Annotated in this window: 11 protein-coding genes; 4 read left to right on the top strand and 7 right to left on the bottom strand. The window is 32.3% G+C overall.

What is annotated here, in order from left to right; translation table 11 throughout:
• The first annotated feature begins 97 nt into the window (after nucleotides 1–97).
• Together F0000_RS21965 and F0000_RS21960 are read left to right on the top strand one after the other, a co-directional pair.
• A complete protein-coding gene (locus F0000_RS21965; RefSeq protein WP_149626875.1) occupies nucleotides 98–3550 on the top strand; it encodes a T9SS type A sorting domain-containing protein in 3453 nt (1150 codons plus the stop codon).
• Nucleotides 3551–3795: 245 nt separating this feature from the next.
• Nucleotides 3796–4482 (top strand): ABC transporter ATP-binding protein, encoded by a 687-nt coding sequence (locus tag F0000_RS21960; protein ID WP_149626874.1) that lies wholly within the window; start codon nucleotides 3796–3798, stop codon nucleotides 4480–4482.
• A 246-nt stretch (nucleotides 4483–4728) separates the two neighbouring features.
• Here F0000_RS21960 and F0000_RS21955 read toward each other — a convergent pair whose 3' ends face one another.
• The gene (locus F0000_RS21955) at nucleotides 4729–8013 is read right to left on the bottom strand and encodes a DUF5107 domain-containing protein (RefSeq protein WP_149626873.1); all 3285 of its coding nucleotides are present in this window, start codon (nucleotides 8011–8013) and stop codon (nucleotides 4729–4731) included.
• Between the two features lie 358 nt (nucleotides 8014–8371).
• Between F0000_RS21955 and F0000_RS21950 the strand changes: the two genes are divergently transcribed.
• Nucleotides 8372–9811, top strand: coding sequence for a sodium:solute symporter (locus F0000_RS21950; RefSeq protein WP_149626872.1), 1440 nt, complete (start codon nucleotides 8372–8374; stop codon nucleotides 9809–9811).
• Here the strand turns inward: F0000_RS21950 and F0000_RS21945 are convergent.
• Nucleotides 9788–10150, bottom strand: coding sequence for a CoA-binding protein (locus F0000_RS21945; RefSeq protein WP_149626871.1), 363 nt, complete (start codon nucleotides 10148–10150; stop codon nucleotides 9788–9790). The two genes, F0000_RS21950 and F0000_RS21945, sit on opposite strands and share 24 nt — an antisense overlap.
• 430 nt (nucleotides 10151–10580) lie before the next feature.
• Between F0000_RS21945 and F0000_RS21940 the strand changes: the two genes are divergently transcribed.
• Entirely contained in the window at nucleotides 10581–12980 is a 2400-nt protein-coding gene (locus F0000_RS21940) for a TonB-dependent receptor (protein ID WP_149626870.1), read from the top strand.
• A gap of 1423 nt (nucleotides 12981–14403) precedes the next feature.
• Here the strand turns inward: F0000_RS21940 and F0000_RS21935 are convergent.
• The 5 genes from F0000_RS21935 to F0000_RS27910 all read right to left on the bottom strand — a co-directional run.
• A complete protein-coding gene (locus F0000_RS21935) occupies nucleotides 14404–15414 on the bottom strand; it encodes a 3-oxoacyl-ACP synthase III family protein (protein ID WP_149626869.1) in 1011 nt (336 codons plus the stop codon).
• A 362-nt stretch (nucleotides 15415–15776) separates the two neighbouring features.
• Nucleotides 15777–17762 carry a DUF3857 domain-containing protein gene (locus F0000_RS21930; protein ID WP_255452847.1) on the bottom strand — a complete coding sequence of 662 codons (1986 nt, stop codon included), beginning with the start codon at nucleotides 17760–17762 and terminating at the stop codon, nucleotides 15777–15779.
• A 3-nt stretch (nucleotides 17763–17765) separates the two neighbouring features.
• On the bottom strand, nucleotides 17766–19685 hold the full coding sequence (locus F0000_RS21925; protein WP_149626868.1) for a DUF3857 domain-containing protein: 1920 nt from the start codon (nucleotides 19683–19685) through the stop codon (nucleotides 17766–17768).
• 11 nt (nucleotides 19686–19696) lie between these two features.
• Nucleotides 19697–22984 (bottom strand): toxin-antitoxin system YwqK family antitoxin, encoded by a 3288-nt coding sequence (locus F0000_RS21920; protein ID WP_188112221.1) that lies wholly within the window; start codon nucleotides 22982–22984, stop codon nucleotides 19697–19699.
• 488 nt (nucleotides 22985–23472) lie between these two features.
• Nucleotides 23473–24138: M12 family metallopeptidase (locus tag F0000_RS27910; RefSeq protein WP_255452846.1), on the bottom strand; the 666-nt coding region annotated here is incomplete at its 5' end.

The raw sequence follows: 24138 nt of genomic DNA, 5'->3' as shown, positions 1-24138 counted from the left end.
TGATAGCTACTGTCAAGTACTATGAATAAAAGTGTTTATCAAAATCAATACAAACTAAATAGCAAACTGTCAATAACACCCAAATTTATTTTAAATTATGAAAAAAATAACCGTATTATGTTCGTTGCTATTTATTTTACTGCAATCTTATATAGGTTACAGTCAACATGGGAGTTTAATACCACACAATTTATACACTCATAAAGTTGTTAATAATGGAAATTGGTCCAACCCAGATATCTGGGAAGGAAAAAGAATTCCGGGTCTAGCATCTATTGTATTGATCCCATCAGGATTATCAGTAAACTATGATATCAATAGCGATGCTCACATATTTGCTATTTCTAATGAAGGCACAATGACTTTCAAACCTACGAATAGAAAAAAAATAAAACTGGTAGTCGATACCTGGATGAATGGGATGATGTCATTGCTAGAGATGGATTCTTCAAGCAGTCCAAATACAGTTACTGATATTGTTTTTAAAGCCTTTGACATCGAAAAAAAGAAAAGAAATCAAATTGGAGGAGCCCATTGGAATAATGCTATCAAAAACCATTTCAGTGATGGATTTACAGTAAAGGATCATGAAGGAAAAGTGAATATACAAGACGGTTCCGGAGTATTAGGTCGTTATAAATGGGATCCTACCCAACTGAGTTTAGGGCTTATTTCTATGGGGGCTGTGGACATCAAAGGTTTTGACATAGATGATTTTATACAACTAAATACTAACATAGAAAAAAATAAAACTACCATTAATTTTCCTGGCATACCCAAAGGTTGGAAAGTAGGAGATAGAATTTTTATTGGTGCTACAAATTGGATCCGTGGAAGTGAGACAAAAATAATAAAATCAATAAGCGGCAATACGATCACTGTAGATTCTAAAAGTCGAGGACACAGAAATATTTCAGGCTTTAATTTTTATCCGTATATTGGAAATTTAACACGTAATATAACATTTAGATCTTATTACACTACTTTACTAGATAAGAATGTAACAAGAAGAGGTCATACTATGTTTATGCATAATGCTAATGTAAAAATTCAACATGCAGCATTCTGGGATTTAGGGCGAACAGATAAATCTACTCCATTAGATGACTTCAAATATACATTTGAAGATTTTCATAACGATCCAAAAATTATACTTCCAAAAGATTCTAACGGAAATCCACAATATATCAAAGCAGATCCCAAAGATATTCAAAATCAAAGAGGAAGATATGCATTTCATTTTCACCGAACTTTTGTAAATAGTGATAAGGCTGCTCTGGCAAAAGGGAATGCAATTTGGCGTTCGCCAGGATGGGGAATGGTACATCATGATGGAAATGCAGACTTTATAGATAACGTAGTTTTTCAGGTAGCTGGGGCTGGAATGATTTCTGAAAGTGGATCAGAAGCTGGATTATGGGAACACAATTTTGTAAGTGCTGGAGATCCAAGATTTGGAAGCAATTTTACAAGTAAAGATCCAAAATTCTTGTTTCGTAGAAGAAGAGATCTTATAGATGATGATTTTATGGGAAATGGAGCTTTTGCCATGCAAGGGAGAAATATTCGAATGATAGATAATGTTGCAAATTCTGCTGGCATAGGTTTTGAATATCAAGGAAGCGGCACAGAACTCAGCAACCCTGTCATAGACCTGGTAGATACACAATTAATAAAACAAAGTATGGGAATTGATATTTTTCCTATTAGAAATAAAGTACCTCGCAGTGAAAACCCTATCCCAGAATTCAAGGGGAATATATCATATATGTGTGCTGATGGTATGCGTTCACAATTTAGAAACGAAAGAGCTGGTACATCTGTTCATTCTGTCATAAATGATTTTACAGTCCTTAATTCCAGCCGTTTTGGGTTTTACTCTACATCAAGTTCTGGTTATCTATTCAAAAACAGCATTTTTCATGCACACAAAGACCATAAAGCTTCCGGTAAAACAGGAATACTCGTTCTATCAGGAGTAGACAATATCATTTTTTCGAGTACTAAATTTTATGGATGGGAAACTTCGATTCGTAGAGGAGGTAAAGAAAATGTCCCTGGACAAGGTAATCAAAGCGCTAATGCACAGCATGTGTATCATAATGTTACCTGGCAAGCATCCCCAAGTGATCGAAGAGAAATGCCCACAAATCCTTATAAAATATGGGGTACTAGTAACATCAACAAAGTATTTAGCGAAAATAGAAACAGAAAGTTTAAGTTCACCGAAAAGGGGGATAAATTAGATAAAACGCTCGATATTAATACTAGAGATTTCAAAGTTACAATAGCTGGAGAGATAGAAGATAACGTGGGTAAAAGATTATATGGAAATTCAACTCATAATAACACGAATCATAGAGAATACAATTTCAACAATGATGATACGTTAAAAGCATATCTTAGAAAGACAGCATCTGATGGTGATACTAGAAACGATCCTGTTATTGATAATAATGGAAATGGTACTGGAGTCATCATAGAATATTTTACAGATCGTTTGACTGGAAAACATAATGCATATTACTTCAAATTTAATATTCGCGGTACATCTTATCGGCCCGAAGATGCTAATAGTAAAACAGGCGTTACTGTGTATACAAATTGCAATTTTGGTGGGCGTAGTGCAACATTTGATGAAGGAATCTATAATTTTGGCGAATTTACGGCTCTTTTTCCTAATGATCAATTATCCTCTATAAAGGTTTCAGCAGGATTTAAAGCAACAATATATCAACACAATTTATCCGGAAAAACGGTTGAGCTAATTGATGACACAGGTTGTCTTACAAGTGTAGATTTTAACGACCTGGCTTCTTCTTTAAAAATAGAAAAAATATCAAATAGTAACAGAGCAATTATAGAAGGGTTATATAATATCCAAAGTAATAGTACCCACCAGAATATAGCGGCGCGTATAGTTGATAATCACAATGCACAAATGATTAATGCTCAAAAGTGGCAGGATCAGCAATGGGATTTTAAACATATTGGTAATGGTGTACATACCATTAAGAATATAAGAACTAATAGATACCTGCAGGTTGATAATGCCGGATGCATAAAAGGAAGTAATGTGAGTACCTGGACTAATGCAAATGATGATCATAAAAAATGGTATATAACTAAAATAGGTCGTAATCATTTTTTACACCCTGTACACTGTGTGGAGTTTGCACTAGACAAAAGTGGTGGAAAAGGAGGGAATCTCAAAATTTGGAGTTTTAATAAACAAAATGACAACCAGAAATTTAGTTTAATTCCATTTACCAGAAGTGCAGAGTTATTAGAAATTCAAATTACACTGTACCCTAATCCAGCTAAAGATAAGTTATATCTGGATTTTAATGCCGAATTTGGTAATGAGGGCTTATCTTATCATATAAGCACAATTTCTGGCAAAATAATATATACAGGAATTTTGACCGAGGGACACAAAAATACTGAAATCATTAATGTAGAAAATTTTCAAAACGGATTATATTTTATTAGCATAAAAAAATCAAATAATCAAAAGGAAATACAGAAAAAATTTATCATTAAGAAATAGCTAAAAACCATAGTTTTTAAAAAAAACAAAGACTAATAAACACTAGAATAAAAAGAGACTGTTGCCTCGGTAACACTTCAAAGTACGTTTAAAAAATTATATTTTTTAGTTTTCATTTACTCGACTGTCTACAGAACACTATTTTTTTGAGCTGTAAAAATTACCCCTTATTTTTGTAACAATTTTTGATATGATGCGTCATATAGGTTAAAATTGTATATTTCAGCGCTTATTAAACTGATCATATGGGAAACGTTATAGAAATCAGAGGTATTATCAGGAATTTTCAACTGGGTCAGGAAACTGTTTATGTTTTAAAGGGTATTGATTTAGATATTAAACGTGGGGAATACTTAGCTATTATGGGACCCTCTGGGTCAGGCAAATCCACATTAATGAATCTATTAGGCTGCTTAGATACACCGACTGATGGCACTTATAATCTTAACGGAAATGATGTGAGCAAAATGACAGATGATGAATTGGCAGATATAAGAAACAAGGAGATCGGTTTTGTTTTTCAGACTTTTAATTTATTGCCCAGAACCACTGCATTAGATAATGTAGCGCTGCCAATGGTATATGCGGGCGCTTCTAAAAAAGCAAGAAGTGCCAGAGCAGAAGAGGTTTTGGCAGATGTAGGGCTAGCAGATCGTATGGATCATAAACCTAACCAACTTTCTGGAGGTCAGCGACAACGTGTTGCTGTAGGTCGCGCATTAGTAAATAAACCATCGATCATACTGGCGGATGAGCCAACAGGAAATCTGGATTCTAAGACTTCTCTGGAGATCATGCAACTTTTTGATGATATCCACGCTGCTGGAAATACTGTCATACTGGTAACTCACGAAGAAGAAGTAGCGGCTCATGCACATCGGGTTATACGATTGCGTGATGGTATGATTGAAAGTGATGTGAGAAATCAGTAAGCGATACCCTTACTTCCTCATTACTTATGTCTATATTATTACTGAAATAATAAGGTAATCCATGCTAATACCAATTCAACTATTAATGTCACGCGTCGGTCTCGTTCTTTTAAAGTCTTCATACCTAGTTCATAAATTCCGTAACTATAACTATATAATCTAATCATCGTGTTTTTAGCCTTTAAAATAACATCAGTTTTCGTATAATATTTTATAATTAAACCAGGTATATTAGTTAATTCTGCATTATTGACTTCTTAGGATTTTTATCCATACATTGTTTTTATACGCTTTGATTGCAGCATTAAACAAGGATTGGGCTTTTTCTTCATTTTGTAATCCCTTTTGTCCCAATGCTTGTATATAATGTGCCATAAAATAACGTTTATTCCTTCTTGAAGATTTATCTTCTACTCCTATTCCAACGGCATTAGCTCCTCTATCAATTATTTCTATCCCTTTTGTTATCAAATCATTAAAAAGTTCTTTTGCCTTTTTAGTATCGTTGAGTTTTTCATAGGATTTTGACTGAAAATAAAGCAAATCATACTGACCTCTTGCATTTTTGGATTTGGTACTTTTCTCATAGCACTCTTTTGCTTTTTGATGGTTTTCTAATTTATCATAAGCCAATCCCATATAATAATAAACAAGTGCATTTTTTTCATCAGTATAAGATTTTCCTACCTCCAGATTTTCGGGATAGATCAAAGCGGTTTCTAATTCGGTAATTGCTTTCTTATGTTCATTCGTACTGATCAGTGTAATTGCTTTTAAGGCATGCGCGTCTACATAATCATAATAGATACCTCTTCCTCCTTCCCAAGTTCTGAAATGCTGATTTTTAAGCAACTGAATTGCCTTATCGTATTCTCCTTTTAGATTATATAACCTGACCAAAGATTTAGCTGCGGAATTATCTTTTTTAACGGTTTCTATATGTTTTTCAAAAATATCAAGACACTCCTTAAAGTCTATGGTAGCAGTATCGTAGTATGTTGACAATTCTGAAAACCAATATGGAATCTTATTTTCTTTTTCTATTGCTGTATTCATGTAGCCGATTGCCATATTGGGGTCTGATGTGTGATGAAAAGATGCAAAAGCCAGATTGCGCCAAATCATAGGAATCTCATTGGGAATCTTACTTGCTTTTTTCCAGGCGGTAATTGCTTCTTCTGGTCGATGATCGTATAATAAGTTTCCTAATAAATAATATACTGAAGCATTTTCCGGATCCATTTTGATAGCCGTTTTGAGAATTGTTTCTGTCTCATGCCTGTACGGGAAACAATATTCTATTGAACTCTCTTTAGCCAATTCAAGTGCATTTCTGGCTTCTTTCGGTTGGTTATTTTGAGAATAAAACCAAGTCAGGTAATAATGTATTAACGGATCTTCCGGTCGTTCTAGCGATGATAAAAGTCGAATCCCATCATCATACAAACCGGCATTCATATAATTTGTAGCAATTTCCAGGTAATTGTTAGCTACATCTTGCATATTCTTATGCATTTCTTTTAATACTACATTACTGTCTTGTAGTAAACTTTTCTCATAATACGCCGAAAAGTTTAGCGGATCATAATCTATCTGCTTATTAATTAATTCAAGAGCTTCATCTGTTGCTCCCGTTTTACGAAGCAATGCACTGTAGAGTACTATGATCCTTCCATCATTAATATTGGTAGTATATGCATTACGAATATGCGCTAAGGCTTTTGTAAAATTTCCTTGATTACTCTCTATCAGTGCTAATTGATAATATCCAGAAGAATACCACTCGTAATGCCAGGTAGCTTGATAAAAATTGCGATATGCTTCTTTTGTTTTACCGAGTTCTTTTTGAGCAATTGCCATATAATAATAAAGTTCGCCTTCTTTGGGTTGAAAATATGCTATTCTTAGTTTATCTGCCGCTTTTTGAAGATATTCTAATGCTTCTTTATATTGATACTGCTGCAGTCTTCGTATTCCCATAGCTATATTGATTCTATAATCATCCGGGGATTTTCTCAATCCTCCCAGATAGTAATCTTCGGGATCAAACCAGGGACTAAAAGATTGTTCGGCAAGTCTTCCGGTTAGATACAAATCTTCAACGGATTCTATATCCTTTGCTTTTTTAGGTCTCTTATGCTTCTTGGGTAATTCTGGAAATCTGGGTGCATAAGGTGTATAGGAAACCAGTTGATTACCAGTATTATCCTGTAATTCAATATGTAATTTATATTCATCAATTTTTTCAGACACTTTGTAGGTAGCCGTAAAAGGAACAGAAGGATCTATATCAATAGTTTTATTCACCAATGTATCCTCATTGTATTGCAAAACTATTCGAGCATTTTTAAACGCTTTGGTTGTATTAAAGCCGTAGAAAATTGTTTTTGGATCTTTTAACTGAAGGGTTACAGAAGCATCAATAGTTGAGTTTTTAGAAATTTCGATATCGCGCAGTGGATACCAGTAATTTTTAGTGTTTTTCACAGAATGTGGTGCAATCCAGCTATAATCTGGTTGGTTATTAGAAAATGTTCCTGTCATAAGTTCTACATATGCCTTATTATCATCAGAAAGTTTTCTTCTGGCATTTTGCCCCTCTAGTCCGGGACCAAACTGCCATAGCTTCGATGTTTTATTCACATAAGGATCTCCCACATGTACTGTCCCTGCTTTCTCACCATAATCATACCCTCCGATAAATCCTTCTTTGCCATTCCAGAAAAAGAAAGAACTTGGATTGGGGTGATTTTTCCACCAGGTAAGATCCACACCTTTGCTATAATCTGTGCGATGGTATTTCTGATTTGATATCGGCCATCTTGTAAAACTCGAATTATTGTGAAATACTCCTATCTCCTGACTCGGAGGCCAGAATGTTCTAAAATCTTTAGTTGCAGTTATCGCTACATTAGCCCAAAAAAGAAAGGTTTTTGTTAGCCTGTTTGTATTATTAATACGATAATCAGTTTCTATATACGAACATCCGGGACGCAGGGTAATCCCAACAATACCTCTCAACCTCATTGTTTTTTCGGTTTCCCCAATCCATACAGTAATGCTGCCATCATCATTAGTTACTATCATATAGTCGCTCGGGAGCATTGTTGTCGTTCTGTGATGATGTGGGAAACACCATTCTATCCCACCAGAAATCCAAGCACCTAGAGTACCTATAAGATCTGGTTTTATAACACTATTGGTATGAAATAATTCATGATCATTGGTCTTATCTATTGCAGAAAACAACCTTCCTCCAAACTCAGGTACTATTTTTATTTTTACATATTTATTTTCAAGATAAATCATATGATAACTAACATCTACCAATGAGTCTCCTAAACTGGATTGTGAAGGATATGGATATATTTTGCCTTGAGCTCCCTGAACACTTCTACCTGTATAAAAAATAGGGCTGGTTTCTTTTTTATTGATTTGATACGTCGGTATGACTTCTATGCCTTCTGATACGCTTACCTGACAAAATGTATATATCGGCACTAATAATAAAGATAATATAATATGTTTCATAATTTGGATAGAGATAAACAAGCCTTGTATAATACGATTTATAACTAAAAATTTCGCATATTCATCGTTTCTTTTTCCTTTCTACTTCGTTTAAAAAATAAACCGTAGCTATAGCTATGCTTGATTTTTTTGCCTTGCATAAAGAAAAAATAATTCAATGAATTTATACGAATTTTTTAATCACAAATCGTATTAGATACACGAATATACCTTATTTTATAAATTAGATAGCGTTCTTTATATTTCTATTAACCAAAAATCATGTCACCAAATCTCTTCTTTTTGCTTAGTATCCCAAAAGTCTCATTTTATAATCAGGTTTAATTCGTATTTTGGTATTTTATAATTCTTTCTATATATGCAACCCATACATATTCTACTCTTGATTGCAAGTTATTTTGGAGTGTTATTATTAATCTCTTATTTCACGGGGAAAAATGCTGATAACGACTCTTTTTTTAAAGCTAACAGGCAATCACCCTGGTACATAGTAGCATTTGGTATGATTGGCGCTTCTTTGAGTGGGGTTACCTTCATTTCGGTTCCTGGTGCAGTAGAAAAGATCGGTTTTGGGTATTTCCAGGTAGTTCTGGGGTATATTATAGGGTATTTTGTGATAGGAACAGTATTATTGCCTTTGTATTATAAATTAAATCTTACATCAATCTATACATATCTGGATGAACGTTTTGGGAATCACGCATACAAAACCGGAGCTTCATTTTTTTTAATTTCTAGAATAACAGGTGCCAGTTTCAGGTTGTTTCTAGTCGCTAATGTGTTACAAACAATCTTGTTTGACGCCATAGGAATTCCTTTTTGGGTAACCGTCATTGTAACCATTTTACTTATATGGTTATATACTTTTAAATCGGGTATAAAAACTATCGTCTGGACAGATACGTTACAAACATTATTTATGTTAATTGCTCTTGGAGTAGCAATCTATTATATTTCTGATGGTCTAGGGGTTTCTGGAGCTGGGTTATTTGGCTATGTGATGGAGAGTGAGTTGTCTCAGATATTCTTCTTCGACGATTTCAAAAGTGCTAACTACTTCTGGAAACAATTTATATCGGGTGCTTTTATTGCTATCGTAATGACAGGATTAGACCAGGATATGATGCAGAAAAACCTAACCTGTCGCAGTCTCAAGGATGCGCAAAAAAATATGTTGTGGTTTACTGTGGTATTGACGATTGTTAATTTTATATTTCTTGGATTAGGTATGTTACTGACTCAATATGCCTCCATCAAAGGAATTGATGCCCATAAAGACCAACTATTCCCTATAATTGCGACACAAAGTGGATTAGGAACAGGAATTGCTGTCTTCTTTGTTTTAGGTCTCATTGCAGCGGCCTACAGTAGTGCCGATAGTGCATTGACTTCGCTTACCACATCTTTTAGTATTGATATTTTAGATCTTGAAAAAAAATATAACAAAAAGGATCAGGTCAAAACCAGAAAGAAAATACATGTTCTATTCTCAGTCGTTTTAGTATTTGTTATCATCATCTTTAAATATGTCATCAGAGATGCTAGTGTCATCACAAAATTATTCGTTTTTGCGGGATATACATATGGTCCATTGCTCGGTCTTTATGCCTTTGGGTTGTTCACTAAACTTAAGGTAAAAGATAAATTTATTCCATATGTAGCCTTACTAGCTCCAATTCTATCCTACTTCATTAGTGATAATAGTGTGAATTGGTTTGGTTTTGAGTTTGGTTTTTTTATTCTTATTCTAAATGGTTTTCTAACCTTTCTGGGGCTAATACTGATTCGTAGAAAGTAATACCAAGGTACAGGCCACTTCTGCTTCTATAGCTGCCTTTTTAAGTATCTTATAAAATTCAGGGTTTTCTGTTCCGGGATTAAAAATGACTCTTTTAGGGTTGAGACCTACTATATACTCATAATATGTCTTTTGTCTGATGGGGTTTAGATATAGTGTTACTGTATCTACCTCTTTAAAATTAATCAATTCAGTTTCTATTTTAATTCCTGAAACTTCTCCTTGCCTTAGTCCAATAGCGACGACATCGTGAGCATACTCCTTAAGTCGATTCATAGCAAGATAAGAATATCTTGTTGGTTTTAATGATGCCCCTACTACTAAAGTTTTTTTACGCATACATTGTAATATTTGTTTAGCAAAATATGACATATTCATAGTGATTTCATCTATCAAACGTTAAAAATAAACGCTAAAATGTTAAAAATAAAAGTAAAATGTAACACATAACTTGTCTTGCGCGTCTTATGTATAAGAAATATGATTTTTCATAAATTTAGTTAGTTAGTTACTTAATAATCAAATTTTATTCATAGTTGATGGTTAGTGTTACTATTTGATTATTATAGAAAACCGCTCCCATTCAGGAGCGGTTTTTGTTTTTATAAAATATTGTTAAAATTAAAATAGGCTGTAACAGTAATTAACTATACTCGTCATATACAGACATAGGATTAATCACCCTATATAAAATATAAACAGTAGCACTTTGTATTAGGTAATACAAAGTACATTTTTTAACATACTAATCAATCAAATAAGCGTTCAGATGAAAATAATCAATCAAAAAGTAATTTTACTTTTCTTATCACTATGGTGTGTATTAGCAACTGCCCAACCTAATAATGATATAGCCGTTGGAACCGTTACAGGAAAAGTAATCGATAAAAACCTTAAACAACCGATCCCTTATGCTACTATTATTATCAATGACGGAGCAGGAAAAGTAATCAGTGGAGGCATTACTACAGATGATGGAATTTTTTTAATAAAAGATATAGCTAATGGCACTTATATCTTAAAGGTACAGTTTATTGGCTATACCAGTTACAGTCAGTCTATAGAAGTTTCAAGAAAAAATAAAGATATTGACGTAGGCATTATTACACTTGAAGAAAATGTGGAATCTCTGGATGATGTGACTATCGTTGCAGAAAGAACGACCATTGAACAAAAAATCGACCGCAAAGTTATTAATGTTGGTAAAGATTTAACTACAACCGGAGGTAGTGCTGCAGAAATCATGAATAATATCCCATCCGTTAATGTCGATCAGGATGGTAATATCGCATTACGCGGAAATCAAAATGTACGAATCCTGGTTGATGGCAAACCAACTAATATTTCTCCCACTCAATTACTCAAACAAATCCCTTCTACTTCTATAAAGAAAATAGAATTAATTACAAATCCATCAGCCAAGTACAATCCAGAAGGCCTAAGTGGTATTATCAATATTGTGCTACATAAAAACAGTAATATTGGATTTAATGGAAACATCAACTTAGGGTTAAATTTTGATAAAAATGCGAGATTTAACAGTTCTATCGACCTTAATTACAGAGCCGGAAAAGTAAATATATATGGTAACTATGGCTCTAATATTACCAAAAATCTAAATGGTGGATTTGTACAACGAGAAGATGAAAATCTAAGACAAAACTTTAGCTTTTTAGATAATAATAAGTCACATCTTTTTAAAATAGGTTTTGATTACTACGTGAATGATAAAAATACAGTTTCTGTTTACACTAATCAAAATTTATTTGATGGTCTGACATCCGGAACAACAGAAATTATACAGGATAACCAAAATGATTTAATACAGGATCTGATTAGTGATAGTGATAACCTAGGATCAACCTATAATTTTGATTATAAGCATGACTTTAAAAAAGATGGTCACAATATTGAATTAGAAATAGATTACAATGTTTTTGAAAGTGACAATGATGATGATTTTAGGTTTATTGGTGAGGATGTTTTCTTTACCGATTATAACGACCTTATTAATAATGAGAGAAAAAATACAACTATCAATCTAGATTATGTAAATCCTTTATCCGAAAAAACGAAATTAGAATTGGGATATGAAACACGATTAAGAAGAACCGATAATGATTATCAATCAACATTATTTCCTAATTCTACATATGTATATGACAGGGACATCCATTCTTTTTATGCAACGTATGGAAAAAACTATAAAAAATGGTCTTATCAGGTAGGAGCACGAGTAGAAAGTTATCAAGTAGAAGCAATTCTCGATGGTCAAAATGTATTTGACGATGATATATTTACAGTCTATCCCTCTGGTTTTTTAACATATACCCCAGGAGAGAAAGATACGTATCAATTAAGTTATAGCCGCCGAGTTGATAGACCCGGACTTAATCAGGTAAACCCAATACGCGAATTCAGCACACCTAGAATCACCTCTGTAGGCAATCCAATGCTGGATCCGCAATTTACGAACTCTATCGAGTTTAATTATATCCGAAGAATAAAAGGAGGATCTGTTACCGGAGGCGTATTTTATAGAATCATTAATGATGAAATTAACCAAACACTTCTTCAAGACCCAACCAGAGAAGACGGACAGATTTTGACTTTTGAGAATTTTGATAATAATACCGCTTATGGTATAGAAATTTCGAGTAACTATAAACCTACAAAATGGTGGAATTTTAATGCCAGTTTTGACCTCTATGGTCAGACTCAACAAGGTATTATTGAAGACATTGAGATTGTAAATAACCAGGAAGTTGGAGTTTTAGTGGATAAAGAGGTAGATGCCTTCATTTATAATTTTAGAATTAATAATAATTTTAAAGCTACAAAAAACTTGACGTTTCAGCTATTTGGATTATACAGAGGTGAACAAGAAGGTATCCAGTTTAAATCAAAACCTTTTTATTTTGTAAATACGGGAGCCCGGTATAATTTCTTAGACGGAAAAGGAACTGCCAGTATTAATTTTAATGATATTTTTAATACCATGCGCTTTAGATTCTCTGGGGATGAGCCCTATCCCCAAAATGGCCAATTTCAAGGAGAAACGCAAACTATATTTCTAGGGTTATCTTACCGCTTTGGAAGCGGGAAAAACAGAAAAGTATCCAGAAAACGAAGAGATAAAAATGAAAAATCTGGAGGCGGAATTCTTTAGATTCACCAGAAAAATGTTAATATTATAAAATATCGTCATATTTATTGTTAAATTTACATTTCAGCAAGTAAATCACATTTAAAGTTAAATAATTGTAAAAAATGACATCTTTTTGTAACACTTTCTGAATTGTTACGTCTCTTATAATAAGAGTACCATTATGGTTATAATTTATTTGAATTAGCCTTTAAAGAAAAATAACCTTTTAGGTAAACAAAAAATCGCGAAGCCTGATCAGTTTTGCGATTTTATTTTATGAACTCATCTTGAGTCGTGGTTTTCAACCGTTATTATTTGTATGTTTTGTCGTACAACGCCCTTATTTATCCGTATCAATTAACCAAGGATAACTAAATTCTGTTGTTTTTTTTCAATTCCATTTTTAACTTTTCACGGTCTAAATCCAATTCAGAGTATTCTACTCTTTCATATAGTAGGTTATAAGTAGATTGATGAAGTCCATATTTCTTTAAAAAACTTGGTTTGTATTTCAGGGTTTTTGTAAGAAAGTAGCAAACTATCCACAATTTCCTTAAAATTCCGTCTGATACGATTTGTGATTAAAAAATTCGTATAAATTCATTGAATTATTTTTTCTTTATGCAAGGCAAAAAAATCAAGCATAGCTATAGCTACGGTTTATTTTTTAAACGAAGTAGAAAGGAAAAAGAAACGATGAATATGCGAAATTTTTAGTTATAAATCGTATGATATAAATTTCTTGAATACTAAAGGCTTTGTTTCTTTTTGAAATCAATTCCTCAAGTTTTTCATATCCAAACTTTTTAAAAGACTCAAGAACCATTTTTAGATTTTTTGGTTTTCGAATCCATGAGTTCTTTGTTCAATGTGAATTCTTTAAATCGAAAAAGGAAGGTCTATTTTCTATATAATTTTCTGCTTCACTTTTTTCCTTATTGATACAAGAAATAAGTAATAAAATCAGAATATTTGACACTAGCAGTTTGTTCATTCGCATCTCACCTAATTTTAAATTAATTTACTCATAATCAACTAATTCAATTTTTATTATTTTAACCTCTTTTTTACCTCATTAGCTCGAGGAATTAATCGGATTCTTATATGAGAAATATTGCACAACACAAAAATACAACGACAAGGCAACTACCAAAATATAGATGGGAATACTATTATTTTTTTATTTAATTATTCAAATTTCAAAAATATGATAATCCCTACACTTGTACATTATCATTATGATTTATTGATGTTTTTGATAATCACACTTGCTATAGCGAAAAAATAAAGTACAAACAGTATTAAGAGTTACACTACTCCATAGGAATATCCATAAACTTCAGTCTATTCGTCCATAATTTCTCAAAATCTCTTTGTTATAATTAATCGATTTTGAATTCAAAAATATCAGACTATTTTATGATTTAATAGAATAGGCATCTGTCTACCATCTAATAATAGCACTCCCCCAGGTAAAGCCACTACCAAAGGCTGCTAAGACTACGATATCTCCATCCTTAATCTTTCCTTCTTCCCAAGCCTCTGTAAGTGCTATAGGAATTGATGCTGCCGTAGTATTACCATACTGTTGAATATTATTATATACCCGATCATCCGCTAGTTTAAATTGTTTCTGTACAAATTGAGATATTCTAAGATTTGCCTGATGCGGAATTAACATGTCTATATTCCCCGCAGAAAGATTATTTGCCTGTAACCCTTCATTAATAACCTCAGAAAAACGTACCACAGCATTTTTGAAAACAAATTGACCATTCATATATGGATAATATGGTATATCCTCCTGATCATTTTTTTCAATAATTTCCGGAACCCAAAGATCCATGCTAGGAGCTTCCAAGAATAATTCTTTTGCATGCGCTCCTTCGCTATGTAAATGTGTGGATAATATACCGCTATTATCTTCTTTTTCATTTCTGGATAATACTGCTGCTCCTGCTCCGTCTCCAAAAATTACTGAAACTGCCCTGCCACGGGTAGTCATATCTAAACCTCCACTATGATGCTCACTTCCTATAATCAAGATATTTTTATACATCCCTGTTTTAATAAACTGATCTCCTACAGATAATGCATATACAAACCCGCTACATTGATTGCGTACATCCAAGGCAGGAATCGTTTTCATCCCCATCATATCCTGAACTCTAACGCCTCCTCCTGGAAAATACAAATCAGGACTTAGTGTTGCAAAAATGATCAAATCAATATCATCATTCGTTAGATTAGCTCTCTCTATTGCAATTTTGGCTGCTTTTACCCCCATCACAGAAGTACTATTGCCATCTCCTTTTTTAATATGACGCCTTTCTTTTATACCTGTACGTTCCTGAATCCAGGCATCGTTAGTATCGATAATTTTAGAAAGATCATCATTGGTCACGACATTTTCAGGCACATAACTACCTAACCCTGATATTCTTGAAGTATACATATGCTATAATATTGAGTGTGTATTGTGTGTGTAATTGTACTTAATTACCTAATTATTATAAATAAATGTCAAGATATGTATTCTCTAGTTTTTGTTGAAAGAAACTTCAATCTTATTATATGCATGCATAGTAAAATGTATCGAATAATTATAACATATACGATTCTTATGACAAGATTTATAAGTCATTTAGCTAATCCCAAGCGCGCTAGTTTGAGTGAAATTTTGACAAGAATTTTATGTCAAAAAAAACGTTCTGGGTCTAAAAACATATTCTCGATATGCTTTCCTTTCGTTAAAGCATTATCTTTTCGGGTTTTTATCTTCTACATTAATCATAGAAAACTCAGACCAAGAGTATATTATTTTACCTGATCCAATACCAAAGTAACTTTATTAAAATTAGCGGCACTATTAATAATACTTCTATACGCTTCGTACATATCTATGTTAATAATATTTTGGTTATAACGCTCTGTTATAGAAATCGTAAGTTGATTACCTTTTAATTCGTATGATGAATTAAACATAAATAACTCTTCATCATCTTTACTATAGGACTTTGTTATATTAATATCATCTGGATTAAGAACTTGATACCCTTTGGGGATTTCTATAATAATCTTTCTACTATAACTACGTTCAAATTCATTTTCTACAGGAAGTTTTCTCTCTTTTTCCTGATACATTTCTTGCTGAGGTCCGATTAATTCACCCACTTTAAATAAGTATTTTCTACCTGCCTTTTCTACAAAAGCATCAGATACTAAATCAGCGACTATCCTTAAAGGTTTGCTGCCAAAAGCTTCTGGGTTATCATTATAAACCTTCTTATTAGTAATCTCTACATTTTCACTTATAGATTTTATGATTCCATCTAGCATCTCATCCTTATCGTCCTTTTTTATTACATCCATAAAAGGCTGAATATAGATTGCATAATATCCACTCATAGCTCTATCCATTGTGAGATTGGTAGTTGTCATATCATCCGTATCAAATGATACATTCATGACCAAATCATATCTGGTTTTATCATAGTTAACCGGTTTTATGTATTTTACACTCCCTACTCCAGACGTAAAACCTCCTAAGCTAACTTTTTTTATAAACAGTCCGTAGTTGTCTGTTAAATTTCCGGGAGGAAAACCTACTCTGGACTCTCTTTTTGATGGAGACATATATAATTTTAATTTTGGAAAATAAATCAAATACTCCTGAAGAAAATTAAAAGCCTCAAAATTCTTATCAAATTTTAAAACATCCCGATTACTTGTTAATACGATTTGATGTTTGATATCTAACTCATTAAATATAGCTGCATATAGTTTTATGACTCCTTGCTCATTGGCTACCTTATTATCAAGAATAGTAGCAATCGTACTTAAGTCTTCTCTACTCACATCTGTGACAAACATATTGGATTTTACAAAATTCTCAATAGTTCTTATACTTTTTACAAGATCTTTATCTTTTATATCAGGGATAGACTCTATAAATTTTTTGACCTTTGCATGTGTTTTCTTATCAATTTCCGGATAAATAACATTATATATGTTTTGAGAAGCTATACTATATGATACAAGTTCTTTTGCTGGGTTCGCAAGGTTTTTTTTTAATTTATAAATCAAAAATTTTGTCATTGCATTATATGGTGCCTGTTCCTCTTGTTGTACCCCACTGAGTGTATCCAGATATAGTTGCCAATGATTCCTGTCTTTTATAAGTGTATCTTTTATTATTTCCGGAAGTCCGTTATATGTTTTTGTTTGAAAAATAAGATTTGTTGGAGCATATAGGTCAAATTCTACATTTTTCTTGTCATAATCTGTTTGCAATGTTACCCTGTGACCTGTATAGGATGGATATTTTTTTACTACATAAAAGTATTCTATAAAACTACCTTTTTCTACTCCTTCCAGTGCATAATATTTGTAAGTTCTCTGGGTCTCATCATCTTTGGCTGTTAGTACCTTGGACTGATCCAGCTCAATTACTTTTCCATCTTTGGTAATCACTCTAGCCTTATTCCTGACTATTTCTGATGATGCAGAGTACGGTAGGTAAACTTTATTATATTCTTCTATTCTATCATTAGAGTTTAGCCATAAAATCTTATGTTCTAAAGCATATTCTATAAGTTTCCCTTCTTTATCCAAAAAACAAAATTCGTGTATTCTTTTATCTTTAAAAGCGACTATATCTTTTGTCTGAAAATCGGTTACATCAATATCCGCGACTGATTCTTTCTCCCAATCGTACTTCTCATAAACAGGCTTGGTCTGAGCAAAAATATTCGCAAAGAATATCCCCATAAATATATATATCACTATTTTATGTAACTGCATTGATTACTTTTTTTCTTTTAGGATTACAATTTCTTTAAAATTCTTTTCTACTTTTTTTATCATCTTATTTAACTCTTTTTGTTGATCCACAGTGAGTTTTATAAAATCAAGATCAACTCGTTGTTCGCATATCACCTTATCATCTTTCTGAGCATATTCTATTGTACAAGTAAAAAAGTCATTAGCAATATTAAAACTCTCAGGAACATAGGTAACTTCCATCGTATCTGGTACTTCTAATACATTGATATTCTTTGCATACCGTTTATATCGATATTCTTTATCATTTTTTCGGTTGTCTTTTGATTTAATATCATTCAATTCGCGGTTCAAATTAAGATTGATATATGTCTCATCATCATATTTCTTTATATACTCTTTTATATTAAAAGTATAATCAACTATGAAGTTTTTATCATAATCATATGCATTGGTTTCAATAGTTTCATCGATCAAAAACCTGTTATTACCCTTTCTTAACACACGATTATATATTTCTTTCACCTTAGTTTCGGTATTTCCGGTTTCTAATAAGGTATAGAAATCAATTTTTGGATACCCAGAAAATTCTGATCTCCCTGTACCTTTTATCGTTTTATCATGTATGGTTATATAGGTAGAATCAGAAACCATATTCCTTTTAGAATCAATAACAGGAACTTTTTTAATCACAAACTCCTTATCAGTTAGAGAGACTAATGCTTCTTTTCCCTGTATAAAGGAGGTAGGCATATCTATCGGGATGTACCTACCCGTTGCATCCAGGTAGTATGTTTTATCATTTTCTGTGTATGACAATATCATATGATTATCCACTACAGGTGTAGGTACTTCTTCATATTTATAAGGGATACTGCGCGTCCCGATCCAGGTAAGATTTCCTTTTAGATTAGCAATCTCAAGCATCTCGTAAAGAATGCTTGAATTATCCTTACAATCCCCATATTTTTTAGTGTATACATCATTCGCCTCTCTGGGGATAAAACCTCCCAAGGCATACTCAAAAGCTATGTATTTGATATTCTCCTGTACCCAATAATAGATTGCTTTTACTTTGTCAAAACTACTTTCCTTATTCTTCGTTAATTCTTGTACTATTTTTACCAATTCAGGACTTGTTTCTTCTGTATTAATATCTTTGACCAGAGAATAATACCAATTATACAAATCACCTACATCTTTTGATAATTTTACTGTTTTTCCTGCTGACTTATACTCTGTTATGATCGGTATTATATGTGGAAAAGTATTCCTGAAATTAGGAGCATTTTCATCTAAGTCATATTCATCAACATCTCTGGCTTCCCAGGTATAAATCCATTTTCCTCTTTTCTCTTCTTTTGAAAACTTGATATCTACGTTATCTATATTAAACTCTTTAAACTGAAGCGAAATATTCTTATCTACACTAATGGTTATTTTATTTTTTACAATAGGATAAAAGGATCCGAAATAAAATGAATTCAGAAACCTGGGGTTTTTAATTTTTTCAGTGTATCTTAATTTTGATTTTGACCCTGTTTGTAATCCTGGATAAATAAAATTAATAGACCTGGCATCATCATAGAAAGAGCCTGTAAGTTCATCTTTTTCTACAAAATCTTTTACTTCGATTTCTTTATACTTACCATTTTCATAGAGCAATGACGTAGCTTCTACAGATTGTATTTGATAAAAAGATGAATAGTTAATGGATCGCTTAGACCCATAATTAGCCGCCGCATCCAGGTATAAATCTTCTTCTAATATCTCTTGAGTGATTAGGATTTGATCCTCTTTAAGCTTAATATCTATTTTCTTCTCTTTTTGCAATCTAACATAATGAGCATCTGGATATTTTGTTCTGTATTGTTCATATATCTTTGATTTCTGAGCTATCATCTGAAACGAAATCAGAAATAATAATCCTACATATAATCTCATATTCCTTCTTTTTAATATATTTTCTCCTCTGCTACCATATCATTATAATATAATCTTGTTTTTATAAGCTCCCCCTCTATATTGTAATACTTAGCTTCTCCACTTCGCATATCATTCTTATAATTAACCTCCTGTTGCAGATTGCCATTAGTATAATATTTTTTATATACTCCGTTTAATTGATCATGTTTGTACTGTATCTCCTTCTTAATTTTTCCATCTGCATTGTAATAAATTGTGCTCCCATGATAATCCCCATCTTTATAGTGTATATCTCTACTTATCTGACCAGAATAATAGTAAGTTTTATATGCATTGATAAAATTTCCATTTTTCACTTCCATGGTAACAGAGACTATACCATTATCAAAATAAGCTTTAATCTTAGCTGTCTGATTCTTTATAGGAATCATAGGTTTTAACTGTTTATGCTCGTCGTGATAGCTATATCCTATCATTTTATCATTATGATAATACCTGACTATTTGTAGTTTGCCGTCTGGACTATAAAACGTTCTCTCCCCTTGCCTGTTTCCATTTTTATATTGTGTGGTTCTAATAAGTACTCCATCTTCACTGTATCCCTCATAAATCCCTTCTAGTTTACCATGTTGATATATACTTTTATTATCTAGCTGTCCGTTTTTATAATATTGATTATAATCTCCATGGAGTTCTCCATAGCTATATTCTCCCTGATGGCTTATCTGACCATTTTCATAATACCAGGTCCAAATACCATGTTGTTGATTATTAAAATAAGATCCTTCTGCCGCTTTATTTCCGTTCTCATAATATCGTTTATAATCCCCATGTTTTACACCATATACAAAACTGGTCTCAGAATGTAATTTATCATTGAGATGATTATATGTTATCACATAAGATTCCTCTACTCTGTCATATTGTATTTCTTCCTGAATACTACCATCTGGATTAAAATATTTTCCAGAAACTATATCTCCTAAGTTATACAAAATAGTTTGATATAATTTTCCTTCTACACTATACGTTTCCTGCACGCCATGTTGTGCTCCATGATGATAGAAGTTTTTTTCTTTTACACTGCCATCACTATAGTAATTAATCCATAGCCCGTGTGCTTTTCCTTCCTTATACCAGCCTTGTTGAGACATGTTACCATTCTTATAATAACCTTCATAAAAACCTGTGATCGTATCATTTTTATATTCTGTAACAGATTCTTTTTCTCCTGTTTTATAAAAACCATAATAGTTCCCTTCTAATTTATCGTCTATATATGTTCCTGTATTGATTAATACTCCATCATCATAGTATTTCCAGGTTCCTTTTTTTCCTCCCTTTACATCATATAATCCTTCTGCTGTTATGACACCAAGTGCAGAATATCCCTGATAGTAAAATGCTCCTTTCTTTTTTTTAGCTTCTTTTATAACTTCTCCTGCTTTATTATAATATGTGTATGCCAGAATTTCATTTTTCCTATATAAAAACTCTTCATGTAACTTGCCATCTGTATCAAACTCTTTATATACGCCGTTTAATTTTCCTTTTTCATATATCATTTCTTTTTTTATAACTCCGTCTGGGTAATAGATTTTCCAGTTTCCGTGATAATCACCATTCAACGTAATTCCTTCTTCCCAAAGATTTCCATTAGAATAATATTTTTTATAAGGTCCATTGAGTATCCCATTAGCATACGTATGTGCTGATTTTAATTGATCATTTATATAATAAGAATTTTCTATTCCTGTAATTACACCATCCTTATATACTACTTCATAAAATAATTTACCATTTGCATAATGTCTTGTCAATAAACCAACTAGTTTAGCGTCTGTATATGATGCTGTATAGTCTTTTGCTGACACTCCTAATCCATGATATGACTGATATTCTCCTTGTAATTTATTATTCGCAAATACCTTTTTTTCTATGAGCGCGCTTTTTTTATTAAATTCGTTGTATACACCTTCTGGTTTTCCGTCCTTGTAATTCAATGTTGTTTTAACAACACCACTCTTATAAAAGGACGTGTATTCCCCATTAAGCTTCCCATCTTTATAGGTTTCTTTTTCTGAAACGTTGCCATGATCATCATACCAGACCCATACACCTGTCTTGTCGCCTTTTTTATTAAACTTGCCTTTACCGTTTATTCTTCCCTGTTCATTATAAGTTTCCCAGGTACCTACCATTTTATCGTCTTTTGTTACTCCCACAGCTTGAAGCGTATAGTCGCTAAAAAAATGAGTTACCACTTGTTTTTCTCCTTGATAGATTTGTTCATTTTCATCTATAATCTCCATCCATTTTGCATAAAACAGATCTATAAAAGCTGTTATTTTTGATGTGTTTTTTTCTATAATTTTTTTAAAATTTTTGTTTTGTATGGTATAAGAAATAGTGTATGTAAAATCATCAAAATATTCATTATTGAATATCCACTGATAAAAAGGAACATATTTTTGATCCCAAAACCCTCCAGAACCTTCAAAATCTTTTAATTGTTCGAGAAGTGCATGATTTTGCTTTGTTAATGGTATTTTAATTTTATTCTTGATTTCATATTTATTGTTCAATGCAATGCCATTACTTATTATAAGGTCTATATCTTCAAATGATTCATCGTCTTTTGATATTGTAATTCCCAGTGGAGTAGATTCATTTTTTTTTGATACCGAGTTATTAATAGAGCTCAATATGCTTAAAGAATTTTCGCCATCAGGATCTAGCAATAAATACATATTAATAGCCATCAAGGCCTGGCTAATTTTGTGTTCTCGATAGCATATTTTCCCTAATTGCAAATGGCTTTTTGCATAAAAAGGATTCAGAAGAATTGATTGTTTATAATCCAGGACGGCTTTGTCATTTTTTTCGAGCCCCTCATATGCCAATCCTCTATTGTAAAATAGTATATGGTTTTTAGGAAACTCTTTTATGGCTTCGTCATATACATTTATAGCTTGCTGATACCTTTCTGATCGTAGATAAGCCACGCCTTTATTAACAAAAAAAGAATATCTGGAACCAAAATTTTTATTAGTAACTCCTTCTTCTATAACTTTTAGTGCCTCATCATATTCTTCATTTTGCAACAGGTAATATGATTTGAGCACAAGCGATGTCTCATAAATAGAATCATTTTTATTGATCTTATTTAATTGTGATACTATCTCAGAGAACTCTTCTTTTTCTGTAAGATCTGCTATTTTAGCGAATATTTCCTCATAATCAATATATTCTATTTTTTCTTGAGTATAAGAAATAGACGACGCCAATAGCGTAGCTAACAAAAGTAATTTCTTCATATAAGGTAAATTTTGAGGCGACGAAGTGCGTGAACTATTTGGTAAATACTGATTTTTCATTTGATTTAAAATCAATATTCTTTTCAAACCTACACAAACATAAAATAAAACTATGAAACACCAAAGACTAATAGTCAAGAATTTTGAGAATATCTGGAGAATAATTTTCATTTCAGTATTCTAAAAACAAAAGAGTTGCCCCTATGTCCATAGAGCGTTTTTATGATATAGAATGACCTCTTTGAAATGACCTCTTTTTCATTGATACAATCAAAATAAAAAGAAACTGTCGCTAAGGCTATACCTTAATTTTCTTTTTTTCTTTACAAAAAATGATTCTTCTTTATTTGAGTATTTTATAAGCTGTTATAAGATAACATTACATCAATATAAAATAGAATTCATACATTTCTGAAAGTTTTCTGGATAAAAAAAGCCTGTAAAACTAGCTAGTTTTACAGGCTTTTCAGAGCTATTTTATAACTATATTATAATCCTGTAATAATAAATTCTTCCCACGCGCCTATTCTGGTTCTATTCCAGGTCATTGCTTTTGCTCCGTTTTCAGAACTCATATATTTTCCATTTTTATCCTTAACAGCATATTTGTTACCACCTCTGCTTACTAATTCAAATTTTTCTAAAGATCCTATACGGTTTCTATTACAATTGATAGGTTTATTACCTCCTTCACTACTTACATATTTACCGTTATTACCTTTCAAAGCTATTTTTCCTCCACCGGCATCAATTACCGTGAATTTTTCCCAAGCTCCAATTCTGGAACGATTACAATTCATAGGTTTATTTCCATTCTCACTACTTACATACTGACCGTTATTCCCTTTTAGATTGATCGTTTTTCCTGAAGTAGGTGGAGGAGGATTATTACCAGGATACATTTTATTTACCCCTATAACATCAGCATTCGATAGACCATTACGTTGTGTACGGTAAGAACTCCCATCCAACTTGGTGATTGTTGGCTGTCCGTTTTTAGAAAAAGATTTGGGACTATACATCATAATACTCCCAAAATCCAGGGTATTTGTATATTCAGTACCATCACGACCTCTTTGTACATAGGTCTGAAAATTATGCTCTTTTCCGTTTTGTATATTTTGAAACAATACCCTTACAAATCGATCACGATC

The organism is Aquimarina sp. RZ0 (genome assembly GCF_008370685.1).
Taxonomy (GTDB): Bacteria; Bacteroidota; Bacteroidia; order Flavobacteriales; family Flavobacteriaceae; genus Aquimarina.
This window is presented reverse-complemented; position numbering and strand designations above follow the sequence as displayed.

Bases quoted from the DNA above. Each gene is read 5' to 3' on its own strand.
- F0000_RS21930 (WP_255452847.1), bottom strand. From the start codon at position 17,762: ATGCAGTTACATAAAATAGTGATATATATATTTATGGGGATATTCTTT.
- F0000_RS21935 (WP_149626869.1), bottom strand. From the start codon at position 15,414: ATGTATACTTCAAGAATATCAGGGTTAGGTAGTTATGTGCCTGAAAAT.
- F0000_RS21920 (WP_188112221.1), bottom strand. From the start codon at position 22,984: ATGAAGAAATTACTTTTGTTAGCTACGCTATTGGCGTCGTCTATTTCT.
- F0000_RS21965 (WP_149626875.1), top strand. From the start codon at position 98: ATGAAAAAAATAACCGTATTATGTTCGTTGCTATTTATTTTACTGCAA.
- F0000_RS21925 (WP_149626868.1), bottom strand. From the start codon at position 19,685: ATGAGATTATATGTAGGATTATTATTTCTGATTTCGTTTCAGATGATA.
- F0000_RS21960 (WP_149626874.1), top strand. From the start codon at position 3,796: ATGGGAAACGTTATAGAAATCAGAGGTATTATCAGGAATTTTCAACTG.
- F0000_RS21950 (WP_149626872.1), top strand. From the start codon at position 8,372: ATGCAACCCATACATATTCTACTCTTGATTGCAAGTTATTTTGGAGTG.
- F0000_RS21945 (WP_149626871.1), bottom strand. From the start codon at position 10,150: ATGCGTAAAAAAACTTTAGTAGTAGGGGCATCATTAAAACCAACAAGA.
- F0000_RS21955 (WP_149626873.1), bottom strand. From the start codon at position 8,013: ATGAAACATATTATATTATCTTTATTATTAGTGCCGATATATACATTT.
- F0000_RS21940 (WP_149626870.1), top strand. From the start codon at position 10,581: ATGAAAATAATCAATCAAAAAGTAATTTTACTTTTCTTATCACTATGG.